This window comes from Singulisphaera rosea (assembly GCF_054877945.1).
The window spans coordinates 43,057-58,127 of the sequence record NZ_JBTYIP020000032.1 but is presented as its reverse complement, the minus strand read 5'-3'; the positions used below and the strand labels follow the sequence as shown (position 1 = coordinate 58,127).

17 protein-coding genes are annotated in these 15,071 nt (G+C 60.4%); 4 read left to right on the top strand and 13 right to left on the bottom strand.

The window, feature by feature from the left end; genetic code table 11:
* Positions 1 to 745 precede the first annotated feature (745 nt).
* Both ACYOEI_RS34515 and ACYOEI_RS34510 read right to left on the bottom strand, forming a co-directional pair.
* Entirely contained in the window at positions 746 to 1,477 is a 732-nt protein-coding gene (locus ACYOEI_RS34515; RefSeq protein ID WP_462854763.1) for a Rad52/Rad22 family DNA repair protein, read from the bottom strand.
* Between the two features lie 140 nt (positions 1,478 to 1,617).
* A complete protein-coding gene (locus tag ACYOEI_RS34510; RefSeq protein ID WP_462854761.1) occupies positions 1,618 to 1,908 on the bottom strand; it encodes a hypothetical protein in 291 nt (96 codons plus the stop codon).
* 142 nt (positions 1,909 to 2,050) lie between these two features.
* Between ACYOEI_RS34510 and ACYOEI_RS34505 the strand changes: the two genes are divergently transcribed.
* Positions 2,051 to 2,668: a helix-turn-helix domain-containing protein gene (locus tag ACYOEI_RS34505; RefSeq protein ID WP_462854759.1), complete on the top strand. Its 618-nt coding sequence runs from the start codon at positions 2,051 to 2,053 to the stop codon at positions 2,666 to 2,668.
* Here ACYOEI_RS34505 and ACYOEI_RS34500 read toward each other — a convergent pair whose 3' ends face one another.
* A complete protein-coding gene (locus ACYOEI_RS34500; RefSeq protein WP_462854757.1) occupies positions 2,669 to 2,830 on the bottom strand; it encodes a hypothetical protein in 162 nt (53 codons plus the stop codon).
* A gap of 260 nt (positions 2,831 to 3,090) precedes the next feature.
* On the opposite strand from ACYOEI_RS34500, the gene ACYOEI_RS34495 reads away from it, so the two are divergent.
* The 3 genes from ACYOEI_RS34495 to ACYOEI_RS34485 all read left to right on the top strand — a co-directional run bounded on the left by ACYOEI_RS34495 (position 3,091) and on the right by ACYOEI_RS34485 (position 6,041).
* Positions 3,091 to 3,486: a hypothetical protein gene (locus tag ACYOEI_RS34495; RefSeq protein ID WP_462854756.1), complete on the top strand. Its 396-nt coding sequence runs from the start codon at positions 3,091 to 3,093 to the stop codon at positions 3,484 to 3,486.
* 248 nt (positions 3,487 to 3,734) lie between these two features.
* Positions 3,735 to 3,989 carry a hypothetical protein gene (locus ACYOEI_RS34490; RefSeq protein ID WP_462854755.1) on the top strand — a complete coding sequence of 85 codons (255 nt, stop codon included), beginning with the start codon at positions 3,735 to 3,737 and terminating at the stop codon, positions 3,987 to 3,989.
* A gap of 474 nt (positions 3,990 to 4,463) precedes the next feature.
* Positions 4,464 to 6,041 (top strand): pilus assembly FimT family protein, encoded by a 1,578-nt coding sequence (locus tag ACYOEI_RS34485; protein ID WP_462854754.1) that lies wholly within the window; start codon positions 4,464 to 4,466, stop codon positions 6,039 to 6,041.
* A 62-nt stretch (positions 6,042 to 6,103) separates the two neighbouring features.
* Here the strand turns inward: ACYOEI_RS34485 and ACYOEI_RS34480 are convergent, their stop codons facing one another.
* The 10 genes from ACYOEI_RS34480 to ACYOEI_RS34435 all read right to left on the bottom strand — a co-directional run bounded on the left by ACYOEI_RS34480 (position 6,104) and on the right by ACYOEI_RS34435 (position 15,052).
* A complete protein-coding gene (locus tag ACYOEI_RS34480) occupies positions 6,104 to 6,274 on the bottom strand; it encodes a hypothetical protein (RefSeq protein WP_462854753.1) in 171 nt (56 codons plus the stop codon).
* A 909-nt stretch (positions 6,275 to 7,183) separates the two neighbouring features.
* Positions 7,184 to 7,516, bottom strand: coding sequence for a hypothetical protein (locus tag ACYOEI_RS34475; protein WP_462854752.1), 333 nt, complete (start codon positions 7,514 to 7,516; stop codon positions 7,184 to 7,186).
* Positions 7,513 to 9,768, bottom strand: a complete 2,256-nt coding sequence (locus ACYOEI_RS34470; protein ID WP_462854750.1) for a hypothetical protein — start codon at positions 9,766 to 9,768, stop codon at positions 7,513 to 7,515. Before ACYOEI_RS34470 ends, ACYOEI_RS34475 begins: the two co-directional genes overlap by 4 nt.
* 847 nt (positions 9,769 to 10,615) lie before the next feature.
* Positions 10,616 to 11,227, bottom strand: coding sequence for a hypothetical protein (locus tag ACYOEI_RS34465; protein ID WP_462854748.1), 612 nt, complete (start codon positions 11,225 to 11,227; stop codon positions 10,616 to 10,618).
* Positions 11,214 to 11,858, bottom strand: coding sequence for a hypothetical protein (locus ACYOEI_RS34460; RefSeq protein WP_462854746.1), 645 nt, complete (start codon positions 11,856 to 11,858; stop codon positions 11,214 to 11,216). The genes ACYOEI_RS34465 and ACYOEI_RS34460 overlap by 14 nt, the downstream gene beginning before the upstream one ends.
* A gap of 216 nt (positions 11,859 to 12,074) precedes the next feature.
* Positions 12,075 to 12,764 carry a hypothetical protein gene (locus ACYOEI_RS34455; protein ID WP_462854744.1) on the bottom strand — a complete coding sequence of 230 codons (690 nt, stop codon included), beginning with the start codon at positions 12,762 to 12,764 and terminating at the stop codon, positions 12,075 to 12,077.
* A 20-nt stretch (positions 12,765 to 12,784) separates the two neighbouring features.
* The gene (locus ACYOEI_RS34450) at positions 12,785 to 13,174 is read right to left on the bottom strand and encodes a hypothetical protein (RefSeq protein ID WP_462854743.1); all 390 of its coding nucleotides are present in this window, start codon (positions 13,172 to 13,174) and stop codon (positions 12,785 to 12,787) included.
* Between the two features lie 25 nt (positions 13,175 to 13,199).
* Entirely contained in the window at positions 13,200 to 13,643 is a 444-nt protein-coding gene (locus ACYOEI_RS34445; RefSeq protein WP_462854742.1) for a hypothetical protein, read from the bottom strand.
* A gap of 21 nt (positions 13,644 to 13,664) precedes the next feature.
* Positions 13,665 to 14,120: a hypothetical protein gene (locus tag ACYOEI_RS34440; RefSeq protein WP_462854741.1), complete on the bottom strand. Its 456-nt coding sequence runs from the start codon at positions 14,118 to 14,120 to the stop codon at positions 13,665 to 13,667.
* Positions 14,121 to 14,512: 392 nt separating this feature from the next.
* On the bottom strand, positions 14,513 to 15,052 hold the full coding sequence (locus tag ACYOEI_RS34435) for a hypothetical protein (protein WP_462854739.1): 540 nt from the start codon (positions 15,050 to 15,052) through the stop codon (positions 14,513 to 14,515).
* Positions 15,053 to 15,071: the final 19 nt, after the last annotated feature.

Sequence of the window (15,071 nt, the reverse complement as noted above, 5' to 3'; positions counted from 1 at the left end):
TTCCTGACACCTGCGACCCGGCACTCCGGGCGGTGTCAGCTTTTGCTGACAGTGGATCAGGCGAGGTGTCAGGAATTCCTGACACGTGGGAGCCGACGATGTTTGGGGTGTCAGGTTTTCCTGACACTTTGTGGTGCAAACTGTCAGCTTTTCCTGACACCTTGGACTCGGCACTGGGTTGGGTGTCAGGACTTCCTGACAGTTGGCCACGCAAAGTGTCAGCTTTTCCTGACACCTTCGAATCACCGCCAGCCGGGGTGTCAGGATTTCCTGACACCCCGCAGTACGCCCGGACGGACCCCTTCTTGAGGAAAGTCGCTCGTCTCCACCCGGTTTCGTAGTTCTCGTCCAAGAGGAGACCGTCGGGGGTGTCGACGAGGGTGCCGGCCTCCAGGAGCATCGTCTTCGCCTCGCTGAGGGTCGCGCGATTGAGGCCCGTCTGTTCGGCCAGGCGGGTGAAGTTGATTTGGCATGGGGTAGGGGATTTCCGCTCGGCGGACGGATCCAGGAGGCCCGTCCGCTCGAGGACGGCCCCGAGGACAACGCCCTTGTGGCCGCCCACTTCGGCGAGGATCGCCTTCAAAAGGCCGATGGCGATCCGCCCCTCGTTTCCCGCCATGCTCCCGCGCCCCCATCCGGTCGATGTGCGCGCACCGGCACCGGTCACGCCGTGCCGTTGCGCGAAGTCTTGGTGCGGCTCAAACCCGGATCCGCGTCGATCCGGTCATTGGCGTCCGGGGTTCGATCAGTTCTCGGGAGCTTCGTCGATCGAGTCGGAGCTCGCCGCTTTGAGTGCATAGAGCTTACGGCTGGCCTCCGCGTAGGCGATGCTCACCTGCTCGGCATCCCAATCGACCATCCTGCCGGAGAACTCTTGGAGCTTGGCCCATCCGTTGAGGTACTTCAACAACCCGACGGAGTGGCGTTGCTCCTGGTCTCGCACCCAAGCGAACAGGGCTTTACCAGAACGGGGCGGCGTTTGATGTCCGTTCCCGTTGCCGTTCGGCTTCCCGCTCGTCGCTTGGCTCGCCTGGGGCGGGGGAGAGGTCGACGCCACGTGGGCCTCGGCAGCCTCAGGATGCCCGTCGGCCGGGTATCGTTCGCGGACGAAGCTCGGCACCCCGTCTCGATACAGGTAGCGGGCGACCCCGAACTTCACCGCGGCGCGCTTGAACGAGTCGCTGTAGCCGGACTTGTCGTCGTCACCCGAGTCGGCCATGCCCGCATAGCCACCGGCGTCGGACTTCATCAGCGTGGATCCGTCCGGGAGCCGGATCGTCAACTCGCAGAGGACCGAGTTTTCGCCAGGCACGTAGCGGTCCCACCAGTTCTCGGGCCCGAGGACTTCGTCGAGCCGGTTCATCACGGTCCTGGCCGTGATGTAACTGAGCTGGCGGCCGCTCTGCGACCGGACCTTGACCTCGCTGGGGTCGAACGGCGCGGCGAGGGCCGCGAATAGGTCGGGATGCTGGGTCATGGGCAGATCCTTTTCGCGATGGCGAATAATTCCCCGATCGATGCGGGATCGAAACGCGGAATCGATGCGGGATCAAATTCCGCAAAGTCACGTTTGCGCGGGTTTCGGCGATGGTATAATCTTGGACGGACGGGGCGGCGTTAGGACGCCGCCGCAAGGTCGAGGACCTGCCGTTCGAACTCATCCCAGAGCGACTGGAGTCGTTCGCGTTGCAAGGGGCCGATCTTGGCCGCCGCCTGCATCACCTGCTTGGACCGCGAAAGCCGCTCGAATCCTTCGGCGTCGAAGACTTTCGTCGGACCGAAGTCGACGCGCTCGGTCCCGCTGAGATACCAGAGCGCCTCCGCCTGGGATCGCGGGATCCCTAATTCGTCCGCCGCCTCCTTCGTCTTGCGACAGCCCCGCAGGTCGATTCCGTTTACCGCTGGCATGGATTGGCCTCCCAGTTACCGTTCCCCGAGTGATTATTCAGGTTTTGATTCCGATCTGGAATCATTTTAGCGCCTGAAGATCCGGGTTTCAATCGCGATTCGGAAATAATTTCGGATCTGATTCACGACAAGGATTACGGCGATGTCGCGAATGAGTACCCTGAAGGTTAAGGCGACGGCGTCAGAGGTGTTGGAGGCCGTCCCCTGTGGCGCACCGTATGCGGAGCCGACCATGAAGTTCGGTGAGAAGCTTGTGAGTCTGCTCGAAAAGAAGCAGCGGACCCAGTACGACCTCGCGGCCATCGTCGGCCGTTCGCAGAGCCGGGTCTCGAAGTGGTCGAACGGGGTGGGCCATCCGACGCCGAGCGACATGCTGGCAATAGCCCGATACTTTGACGTCCCTATGGAATTCCTCGCCGACGACAGTTGGGACGAATACGACGGCGATGAGGAAAGGAATTCACGGGAGGCGGCCCCGGCGCCACCCCCGTTGCCCTCTCCCTCGGCCCCTCCGTGGCCGCCTGTTCAGCAGATGTCCGGAGCCGAGCAGCTCCTTTGGGAGGCGATCCGACGGATCGGGGTCCACGAGGCCTTGAACCGGATCCTCGGCACGACCGGCTCGTCCGCAGATTCCGAGGTCGGCGTCGAGTACCGACGCGGCCTGGGAAACCCGGTCGGGTTGCCTTCGCCGACGACGCCGCGTCCGACGCCCGAGCCGTACCGGCCGACGCGGAGCAGGCCGGCCGGACGAGAAGGCTGATCAGGCCAGGCACCGGAGCGCGATCACGACCCGACCTCTCTCGATCGCCTGCCATCGCTCGTCGCGGGATTGCGGGAGATTCCGCCATTCCTCGGGCGATGCGACCAGGACGTCCGATTCCAGGACGCGATCTCCGCCGAGGTCGTTATGGAATCTGACCATCTCGCAGAGCGGAGCAGGGGCCGCACAGCGACCGTGTCGAGAGAAGGCGCGAATATGGGTCGATGACGCGGGATCCGCGTCCCTGGAGGAGCGTAGTGACATCGTTCACCTGTAGCGGCTTCGGGGAGATCAGAGCGGTCTTCATCGACGCCTGTCGAGCGGCACACTTAAAAATACATACGCGCGACGTGATGCCGCAATAGATTCCGTTTTGGAATCGCGCGCGGAATCATTCCCGGAATCTCGATCAGGTCTCCGCAGTGGCACAGGAAATGGTGTCAAATACGCTTTTTGTCTTTCCGCTGGACTTTCTTCCGTATCGCGTCAACATTGTTACAGAGAACGCAGGTAGGAACCGAAGGAAAAAAACGATGGGATGGATTGAACCGATTTGCCCATCGCCGACTCCCAAGGCCATCGCGATGAAAACGTATACAGACAGCCGTGAAGCGGCCCAGGCAGTGGTCAGTACAATCCGGCAAGCTGGAATCGAGATCGCGCCTGAGTTCCTTCAGGAATATGAGCGTCAGATCGAGCGGGCTATCGTCCGCGCCTGGGCGGAGGAGCAAGTCCGCCAGCAGATCGATAGAGGGGCTTTGCGACAGTTACGAAAGATCAGCCGGAGACTCAGTAGTCTTTACTCGGGATCGTTCTGATGACCGGCGACTCTCATACCGACCCACCGGACTCTGAGATTGAACGAGTTCGGGACGCGGAAACAGTCGCCACGGTGTCTCCTCCGCCACCGTCTGAGTCGACTATAGTTTCCCCGGTCTCACCATTTCCCAATCTTGTCTCTGCGCAGCCGCCGATCTTGACCGGCCACAATCTTGGCGTCCAAGTAGCCTTTGGCCCACCAGCAACCGCCCAAGACTCGCTCGTCGGCAAGCTGACCGAGGCCCAAATGACCTCGGTCATCACTCAATCTGAAAGCTCCGACAAGAGGAAACATGACGAGCGATTGTGGGGCATGTGGTTGACCGCCGGGATCGTTGGTGCCACGATTGTACTCATCCCCTTTCTTTGCCTTATTTTTCTCACCTTCCAGCAATCCGCTGCCCTCGAGAAGGTGCTGAACCTCATCTTAGGTTTCGTGGCAGGTAGCGCCGGCGGCTTCGGCATAGGGCGTTGGACGGCACAAAAGCCTGACGCCAGGTGAGGCGGCTTACGTTGACTACCCCGCTTCGATAGATTCCGCTTTGAAACCGCTCGAGATCTTGGCCTGATCTCGCCAAAGTTTCCCCTTCGTTTGTCGCACGAATTGCCGATCCGTCACAAATCGACTAAGCTGGCGTATATTCGCAGCTTGGGGTGCGCGCCAAATCGCCGGTCATGCGGGATTGGCCTGAACCTCCGCTCACTCCTGCCCGTCCAGGGCAACTCTTGGCGACCCGAACAATGAGCGAGGGGAACGAAAGAGGAGAGCAGGGCATCCAGGAACCCAGAGGCCGCGGGATCCGCGACCTGATTGGGCGACACCGAATCCTGAATGCGATGGTAGTCGGGGCGTGCTTATCCACTCCGCTTGCAATGCTGGCGTGGGGGTTACCGCAGCCGAAGAATCGGCGACTCTCATCCTTCCAGGTGATCCGCGAAGCGATTCAATACCAGATCAAATCATGGCGAGGCGACTATGAGTTCGATTGGGAAACTCCGTACCAGAAGCAAGACGCGAGGTTTCACGCTGGTCGAACTGCTGGTCGTGATCACGATCGTCCTGATCGTCTCGGCCATCGTCCTTCCGACGGTGATCAACGCGGTCAGTAATCGCCAGACGAGCGAAGCGGCCCGGATCCTCCAGGCGGCTTTGGTCGGAGCTCGTGATGCAGCGATCCGCTCGAATTCGCCGCGAGGGATTCGACTCATCCCGGACCCTACGCTGCTCGATCCGCCCTATAGCGCCGGGGCTACCGCAGGCTCCAATACGCTTGCCTATAGCCGACTCATAAATATCGAGATCCCGGGCGACTACTCGGAAGGCAAGGTCACAATTGCCCCAATGCCCCCGCTCGGGGCGACCATCGCGAACTATCCTCCGGCCTATCCGGAGAAATTGGGCGGCTCTTACCCTTACCCCGACGTGAACGATTCGGTGAATCCCCAAAAGGTCCTCATGCTTGAGGAATCACCCTACCAAGGGGGATATGTCGTTGGAGCGACGGCCATCCCTAACCCCCCGACATCATGGTACTGGAACATCCGGGTCGGTGAGAAAATCCGCATAAACGATTCCGGTGCAACTTACACGATTGTCGGCCCCTGCACGGTTAACCCCAACACTGTACCAGGCCAAAACCCTGAGCTCTTCGTGAATGTTGGCCCCCCGGGAACGACTCCGCCTCTCCTGCGAAATTACTACAGCGATACCTCTGGGGCAACCTCGATTGCCACGCACAACCCGGAATTCCTTTACGTCGTCAACGGTCAAGATGATGACAAGGATGGATATGTAGACGAAGGGTTCAACGGCATCGACGACAATCCCATAAACTCGACAGTGATGGGTGTGACGACATCAAACTACAATGGCCACGTGGACGAGGTTATGCCGTTCACGGTCGGCACCCTCACCTACGGTTCCGAATGGGAAGTCGAGAAGTGGCTAGGAGCTACCTCCGGATCCACATTGATTGACCCCGGGACGGAAACCACGTATCCGACGCCGACTTGGCTCGCCGTGAACTATCAGAAGATGGCGCATGACCTACCCTATTCCATCACGCGACGCCCCGTGCCGGTCGAAGGGGCTCGCGAGACGCAACTACCTGGGAGCGTCGTGATCGATGCTTCTACCTTCCTCACCACGGAGGAGCGATCTCGAGGGCTTCCGATCGACCCGAACAGTCTGATCTGCGAAATCCTGGTAAACGCGGACGGCCAAATCGTACCGCAAACGATCTATTCCACGCCCGCCAGTTTCAATGTTCCGTTTTTCCATCTCTGGCTTGCCGACAGGCGAGACGTTGTGCCGCCTGTGGACAACAGAAGTGCGACCACGCCAGTCCCATACTTACTCCCCATGCCTGCGGGAAGCCTTAACTACCCCCATGCGGGAGATACGACCGGACGAACGCTGAACAATGACCGCATGTTGGTGACCATATTCACCAAGAGTGGACTCATCACGACGAGTTCCATCGAGAACTTCGACGGGACGAGCACTTTCACGCCGTTTGCGGAATCGCAGCTCGGCGTGAGGGATGCCAAGTAGTCGGATCCGTCTTTAGCCCCGCTCCAGCGAAACGCCCGGCCGATTGGCCGGGCGTTTTCGTTTTACGAGGTCTCCAGGCACGACTCGCAAACGGCGATCGAGACCTTCTGCCCGGGTCGCTTCCCGCCTTCGACGCATTGGACGTCCGGGCACGCACACGACGGGATCCGGGCGAACGTGCAGCGGCCGACGATCTTCAGTCGCTCCGCCTCGCCAGTAGGCTTTGGCCTCATCGCGGGTCCGGTCCCTTCGTTGGCACGCCCTATCAGGAGACGCCGATAGTCGGACCTGGTTGCGGCCAACTCGCAAAGCCGAGAGGCGTGTTCTCCGTGGCACACCAAACCGGTTGAGACCGGGCACCCTTCGCACTTCATAGCGAGATGGTCCAAGTCAGGTGCGTCGGGACGGGGTCCGAGCCGCGGATACATCCGTGGAAGACGACCATGAGCGGATCGAACGAGGCCGAGTCGAGAACCATTAGGCTATTGAAGTAGGGATTGAAAGTAGAAGTGTTGCAAATCTTGACACCGGGATCTGAGGGGTAACATGGCGGCCCCACGTCCCACTGGAGAGTCGGCGTGCTCCCGTGACAGGTGAACGTGAAGACCCCGGCTACAGGGCCAAGGGGGCTTGGCGGATTCCCCAAGATCCCATAGCAGTCCGATGACGTGAACGTGTTGCGCGAGACCCAGACGCCGCTCGATCGCTGCGTCATCGTCGGGCAATGGCCGGTGTGTCCGGAGTTGTCAGAGACCGACAAGGTGATCGTCGATGGGATGTCGGCACAACTCTTCTCTCGCTTTCGCTTGCCCTTTCCATCTGCTACCCAGCGGTAATCAGCGAATCGGACGAGCGCCATGTCGCCTTGCGAAAACAAGTCGTTCCCCAGCATGACTGCCTGGCGAGTGACGCTGGCGTCGTGGGAGATCGTGTATGAGCCGCCCTCGACCTCGTTCCCCAGGATTTCAGCGGGATTCCAATTGAAGAAATGGTCCTCTGAAATTTGAGCATCGTCTGATGCTACGTATCCCAGGGCGGCGGCCAATCCGGGCCGGGTAGGCGATGGAGGCGTCGGGCGGACCCGCTGGCGACGAACGCGATCGAGATCGTATGGCACCAGTCCCTCGTGCGGAATGCCGCGTTCAAGAGTCTGTGTATCGGAATATCCAGCGATGGGGGACACGCTGGCATTCGACCTTCGTCCCTTCGGGAGGGACTGAGTCACCGAGGTTGGCAGCGAAGAACCCTCCACCGTCATTGCTGAATGAGGCCGCGCCGCCCTCGGTCTCGGTTCCGAGGACGGCCTGGGGAACGACCCAATAGAAGACCTGCGCGGTGGTAGGGTAGGTCGTCTTGTGGCTCGTGACGCAGACGACGAAGGGGCTGTCCTCGGGGGCGGGTTGGTCGGAGCGAGTCGCCTGGTCGACCTGGGATTGGTCGTCGATCCGGAGCCGGGCCGCCTCGGTGTAGCTCATGCGTTGTCTCGCTCCGAGCGGGGGACGTAGTCGGAGATGCCCGAGGGGGGCTTGTGGGGGATCGAGACGGATCCTCCTCCCCCTCGATAGCCCTTCTTCACGAAGCGGCCGGCCCTGGGCCGTCCCTTCGCGATCTGGCGGTGGTTCACGCCACGGTCGGAGAGCGTGAGGTGCGTGACCTGGTTGTCCCCGTCGAGCTCCCACCGCCTCGCGACCACGACCGGCAACACGGGCATCACGCCAGGTCCGCCGCCGTCGGTGCGGAGTCCGAGGTCTCGGCCCTCGATCTGGTCGATCCGGTCGCCGATCTCGTAGTAGGCGGTGAAGTAGGGGATCGTGATCTCGGCCGCGAAGACCCCCGCCTCCTTCGCCGTCTGGACCGTCAGCGCCTCGGCTTTGAGGAAGTCATCCTCGTCCTGGATCTTCTGGGGATCGGAGTCGGAGTTGAACTCCGAATTCGCGGCGATCCACCTGGTGGCGAGGCGGTCGCGGGCGTCGACCCGCTCCTCGATCGGGTAGTTGATCGGGCTCGAGGGCCTGCGGTCCGCCTTGAACTCCGTACACTGGTCACCCTCGATGACGCAGGTCAGGCGGACGAAGAACTTCGGGTTCGCGGTGGTCGGGTTGGCCTGGCACTCCACCGCCTTGACGACACCGTCGGGGAACGGGGCGTTGCTGTCTGAGCTCTTGCCGATGTTCCACTTATTCGGGTCGTCGACCGTGATCCGGATCCCCAGCCGGTCCGTCAGGAGGGTTACTCCCCCTTCGACGTGTTGCCAGTGCTCGCTCCCCGGAACCCAGAGGCCCGGGGCAGGGCCGGTGTAGTCGGTCGAGACAGCCACCCGGTAGCGGAGCGTGTTGCCGGACTGGTCGGTGCTGAAGAGGTCGCCGATTGGGACCCGGCGTCGGACCACGTATTTGGGCTCGAGGTCGTCGCCGGGGGCGCCGAAGACGTCGTCGAGCGACGAGACGTCCGTGAGTTTAGTGGTCGACCCCGGAGCGTAGTGGCCTTCGCCGGTCTCGTCGAAGACGTAGAGGCGATAGGCGTCGTAGTTGTCCGAGGTTGCGAAGGCGGGGTCGGTCGACCGGAACTTCGCCAGGGCCGAGGCGGAGGTGGCGTCGCTCGACTGGCTGGGGAACCCACACTGGAGCACGAGGGTGACCTCGTATCGCTCGAGCCCACCCTCGGCGATGACGGTGTTAACGACGTCGGAGATGTCCCGCTCGAGGTCGGCCGACCCGACGTTGTTGCGAGAGGGGTCGAAGTCCTCGCCCCTCGCGTCGAGGTAGAGGCTCTTCACGTCACCGGCCTGATTATGAAACATCCGGAGCGTCGTGACCGGCTCGCCACTCCCGTCGGTGGTGAGGTCGAACGACATGCCGAACCCATATTCCTGGGTCAGCAGGCGGAGCGCCGTCGGCCAACGCTGGCCCGTGAGGGGCGTGTCCGTGGCGGCGATGTCGGCCGCCGCGTAGGTCGAGGCGTCGTTCGGGTTCATGGTGACGCCGGCGATCGGCTCCCGCCCCATCAGGAGGGCATCGAGGTCCGCGCCTTTGGGGTTCGTGACGAACTCCTCATCCTCGTTGATGACGAAGCAGAGGTAGCGTGCCGCCATCGGCAGCGTCCACTTCCGCTGGGGAGGATCGTCGCCCGGAGGGCTCGTGAGGAGCGGGTCCAGGAACACGGCATACGTCTTCGCCCCGTCGCCGCTGTCGCCCTCACGGGTCGCGTTCGACTTGCCCTTGGGGTTGAACTGGACCACGAGGTCGGTCTGGACGTCTTTGCCCGCCTCCGTCTTCTGGTCGGCACCCCGCATGAGCTGGCCGGGGATGGTGGCGTCGAACGCCCGCGTGGCGACCCCGACCGCGGAGATGGCCACGCCCTCGAGCTCGTCGTCCCAACGGCCGGCGAAGCTCATCGGGTATCCGTCGAAGATCCACTCGCTCTGCCCGTCGGCCCTGGTGGCCGAGACGAGCAGGCGGTCCCCGACGTTCACCGTGCCGGGGAGGTTCCAGGCCGTCGAGAGGGCCTGTTCGACCGTGATCGGCCCACCGATCCGCTCGTCGAAGGCATAGCGGAAAACGGCCGAGCCGGGGTCCGGGCCCTCATGGCGCTGGATCGTCACGCACCGGAGCGTCGGGAGCTCCTCGATTTCGCCCTCGCCGAGATAGCGGTAGACGGCGACGGGAGTTCCCACGCGGACAGGAGGGATATCCCCTCCGTCCCATTTCCAGGGATCGTTGATGGCCATTCGGATATCCCGGAGAGTGGTTCAACGCGACAGTTCTGAAGCAGGTCCGTGAAGCTGATAAACAAGACTTATCCGGACATCACGGGCTTGATGCAGAACAGATCGTGGGAGAGGTTGGAATTGAAGTAGACTGATGCGTGGTCGATCCCAGCCTTGTTGCAAGGACTGTTGCTTATCCGGTCACGCAATGCAATCAGTCAAACTTAGCTAGCCGCCAAGAGAGGATACAGCCAAGTTATAGTGCCGAAGACCTTGTACTCGGACAACGCCCAATTCTACAAACCGCGAATCGTCTAAAAATTATAAAAAGTTTTAAAACATGCTACAGTAGATGCCACTCACAAATCTGTCATCAAAGAACAGCAATTGGCAAAAAATATAACGACGTCCATATTCTTGTATTACGTTCATCTTAAGTTTTTGGCCGCGTTTGTCACCGAACTTTTGACACTCCCTAAGCGAGCCCTATCTTTTTTCAACACATCGATCGCCGAGCATAGAAAGTTGGCGGTCTTGAAGGCTGTTTCCGCAAGCCTTTTTGTTTCACCGGCGGGATCGCTCAAATCATAGTCTGCCACAGTTCTGTAGTTTTTAAGATCATTGTAGTCCGAACATTTTTTAAGAAAAACGGTATCCCCCATACTGTTTAGTAGCGTGTTCACCTGTGAATGGCAATTAGATCTTTGAGATAAAGATACACCGAAACCAACAAATAAGTCTACAAGTTCATTGTATATCGCGTAATACGACCTATTTACGCAGGTCCTATATTCGGCAGGACCTGGATTGGTTTTGTTGAGTTGCTCTTTCGCGATTGCCAGAAAGTCTCGTGCTTTCATGTTGTTTGTTAGCGGCCTTCGATAAATTCGGGGAAGATTCTGATCTTGGAGAGTACGGAGTAACCGAATTGGTCGAACGCCAGATCAATGGCGCGATCCTTCTCCTCCAAGAACTCGTCCGACGAACCTCTCACTTTTATGCGAACCACCAAATAAGTGTCATCATCCTCAGGATCAACACGAACGATGACGCTAGGCTCCCCCACAATGGAAATGTTCTTGGAGATCACGTCCACAAATGCCAACACAGTGTCCGTCGACATTTTGTGCTGGTCGCAAAAATATTCGACATCGCGAGAAATCTTCGGCACATTGCCTTTGATAGTGGACCCGTATGACAGCGACACTTGCGTCCACTTTCGGCTGCGTTGCATCGGCTCTTGCGACTTACCTACAGGCTGTTTATCCACATCAAAGTCGACTAGCAATGCGGGGAATTCGTACCCGGCCGAAGCGATATCCGCGTGCCTAGCAGAAACACATGAAGCGCATCCGAATATCTCAAGCTTGCGATGTAGCGCACCGGCAGTCGGGCCTGAGAAACGAACTCCTTTGACCGCCCAATTGGGCTGCGCTTTTGCTTTGAACGCCGCTCTTTTAGGGTTGTCAGTATGCAGCATCGTTGATCCTTTCGCCGAGGAAGTGGATACGTAGCGCCACATCCAAGAACATCATGAGGTCGACCAAGTAATCAGGTATCACTTTTCCATTTAATATGGTTTCCATAATAATCTTCGCATGCTTTCCATCGCGAGCAATCATGCACTGAATACGTTCAATAATTGCATCTTCTGCAAAGAATGCAGATGCTATAGTTTTGACTTCTGAATTCTTTTTTGTATGACTTTTCACCATGGCTGAGGCGATGGAATTTTTAGCTATCCGTGAAGTCGGAAGTATAAAAATGCCGGTGAGATCGACCTCGATGTTTTTCCTCAGGAAGGGACTTATCGCTGATTGGAATGCGTCCTGATCAATCTCCTCAACAGCGTCTCCCTCGAATGAGTCTCGGATCAAATCTAGGTCGGAAGCAATCTCGACATGGAAATGCGGGCTGAGACGCTCCGGATTGGAGCTGCCAAACCCGGCGTACGCCCAACATTCGGCACCTTCGACACCGAAATTCGTCACAAGGCTGCGTGGACGCCCGTGCAGAAGGGACAATACCTTCCGGTCTTTAGTTTCGATGGTTCCACAGGCAACGAGGTTGACGCAAAACGTATCGCTCAAATTTGGCAGTATGATTGGCATTGACTCGATATCGATCCTCTCTACGGGATTCTGCGCGCACAACGATCTTCTTGAGGCATTCAATAAAGAGTGTATGGTCGATGTCGTAACAAAATCAAGCGTCTAGGTGAACCCCGCTCTGAGCCCTGACGTGCGAGAAATTCCAACCGCTGGTGTTGGCGATCCGGGGTCGCCAAAAGCAGGCATGCAAGCTCGAGAGCGAGGTACCGAACAATATCAGGACGCCGAGGAAGCGGTTCGGATCTTTAGCGTCGAGTCAACGCCGCTCGAGTTCGTGAGGCTGATCTGACTCACGTCCGACGCGAAAGGCTGTGCGAAGTAGCCCTGGGAATCCCAGGCGAGCGGGACGTTCGCCTTGACGTTGAGCGTCGTGTCGGGATTCGCTCCGGCAGTGGTGGCAGTGAAGGTCGAGGCGGGTGATGTGCCGCCGGTGAGGCTGTCGACCTTCGTGATCGTGGCGACCGGTTGCACGCCCAGCGTTCCGGCGAACGTGATCACGACCGGCGTGGCGGGTAGGGGACCGCCGGTGCAGACGACACCCGTGGACCCGATCGAAGACAGGGCCCTCAGGAGCGTCTGGACCTGTGCCGCCGTCGAATTATACGGGATTGTGGCGGTCTGGCCGCCGAAGGTCGCGGCGATGTTGCCGCCAGTGGGGGTGCCCGAGATCGAGAGCGTTTGGACGGCATTCCGGCCGCCCGCCTTCAGGGTAACGGCCTGGTCGCAGACCAGAAAGATCGACTTGACCACCGCCAAGATGATCGAGAATGCGGCGGGCAGGTTCTGTGAGCCGTTCGGGACACCCAGGTCGAGCGCACCACCGGCGTCGGTGATGATGGTCCGCTGGGCCGAAATGGTTGCGTTGTCGCGGGTCCAGGTGAACTTGATATCGTCGCGGACGGACATGGTCAGAGCACTCCAGTGGATCAGAGGATGAGGAACGTGGCGTGGTACCGGCGGACGACGCCGCCTCCGCCTTCGAAGTAAGTCCGGCCCATCGGGCGGAACATCTCGAGGATCGCGAGCTCCCAGACCGTGCCGTCCGGCTCGACGAGCGTGTAGGCGCCGCCGTCGAGCTGGTACTCCCGGAAGTTCGCGAACAGGGTCCCGAGGGTGAAGAAGTCCTGCGCCCAGAGCACGCCCTCGACCTCGGCCCCGCCGGCGCGGGTGCCCATGTTCAGGACCTCGATCCCGTTCACGCCCGGGTAGCGGTTGATCTGCCGGGCGACGGGGTTGGCGAAGGCCTCGACCTCGCAGATCGGGCCGAGGTCGAGGCCGTCGAACGTGCCGCCGGACGGCGTCGGGATGACCAGCATCGGTCGCCCTCGAGGGGTGTGAGGATCAGGAGACGACCGAGTAGGAGAGCGGGTCCGTCATGCCGTCGGGCGCCCACGCGGTGAGGTTGACCTCGCCGGTCGCGAACTTGCCAGTCGACCCCTTCGTCGGGGCCCCGATGACCACGCACGGCGTGAGGGTGAAGTTGAGGGCGCCGCTGCTAGTCCCGTTGACCGCGTCCCTCAGCGTGGTGGTGAAGGTGGACGGCGTGTTCCACGGCAGGCTGAGGAGCTTTCGGACGTCGCCGCCCGAGACTTTCACTCGCCGACGTTGCCGCTGGGCGACGACGAGCTTCGGGAAGAGGGAGCCGTCGGCCATCCACTCCTCTTCCTCGCCGGACACGTCGAAGTCGATGTCGGTGACTTCGTCGATGGCGAGCGATGCTCCACCGGAGATCGAGACGATCGCGGTGTTGACATAGCTGATAAACAGGTTCGACGGATCGGCCATGAGTCTGGCTCCCTGGTGGGGTTAACGGATCGTTTGGAATCGGCGGTCGAACAGATTGCCGAGGTCGTGGAGCGCCAGGTCGTTCAGCGCGTAGAACTTCCGGGGAGGGCGGTTCTGCTCCTCGTTCCCCTCCTGGAACCACTCGGCCTCCAGCTTGGCATCCTCGTCGGTGCCGTACTCCTGGACGAGCTCGTTCGGGGTGATGTTGGGCTCGCCCCGGAGCTGCATCGGATCCTTCATCTTGAGCTCGAGCTCGCCCATCTTCCGGCCCGGATAGTGCCTCTCCTTCCAGGCCTGGTAGGCGGGAGCGAGGTCGATCCACTGGCCGCCATCGGGACTCGTCTCGGCGTCCATGTACTCGAAGATCGCGGCGGCCGTCGCCTCGGCCACCTCCTCGCCGAACCCGTCCCGGTCGAAGTCGAAGATATGCGGGACCTGCTCGAGATCCCGGATGATCGCGTTCATCTGGGCCGACATCGGTCACTCCCAACTGTTGGCATCACTGAACAAACGCTTCCACTGTCGGCTGGCTCGGATTGAGATTAGATTGGCCCGATCCCACACCTCGCATAGTCCGGGAGTATCGACGATGTTCAGGGAAAGCCGGAAAACGACGTTTACAGAGACGATGATCTATGTAATTGCCGGAATATCGCTTATATGGATTGCGACTACGCCCTTCTACGAAGGATCCAGGGACGTCGAGCGGAAGAGGCAGATCGTCTACTTGAAATCCCAGAATGACCTCGAAGGCATCAAGGATCTCAAGGCCGCCGAGGGTGTCGATCATCTAAGGTCGGCCATGAGCATCCAGGGGGCCTGGGTTTGTCTCGCCGTGTCCCTGGTCGGGATCAGTCTCTGCGGACGCCTCAGGGATCTTTTCGAGTCACCATCTGGAGCAGCCGTGAGCGCTTCGCCGCCGCCTCGCTCGAGCTGATGAACTGGCTCGCGGGGATGGTCCGCCGGCTCATAACCAGCACGTCGAGCACGTCCGGGAGGAGTTGGGGCGGAACGATCGAGGGCTCGATGCCGGCCGCGTAGAGCGACGCGAGGGCCCACTCGGAATAGGTCCGGTGGTTACGCTGGGACCCGAACAGGGAGTCCATCACCGCCTGGGCCAAGGCCTGCTCCTGCTCCTTGGGCAGTCCTTCGAGGAGCGTGGTGATCTCCTCGTCGGTGAGCTCGTAGTTGGCCAGCAGGAGGGCCCACGCGGCGATGAGTACGTCGCCCATGACGACCTGGTGGCGGATGGCCCGGTCGTCATAGAGCCGGTCGATCGTCTTGAGGAGCGTCGGGGCGAGGCCGCCGTGCGCGAGGATCCATGTCCTCTTGTCGGACAGCACGGCGGGCACGCCCTGGGGGTACGGGACGCGACGCCTCGACTCGGGCGTCGGGGTCGGATCGGTCATCGGTTGGACCTCGTGGTTG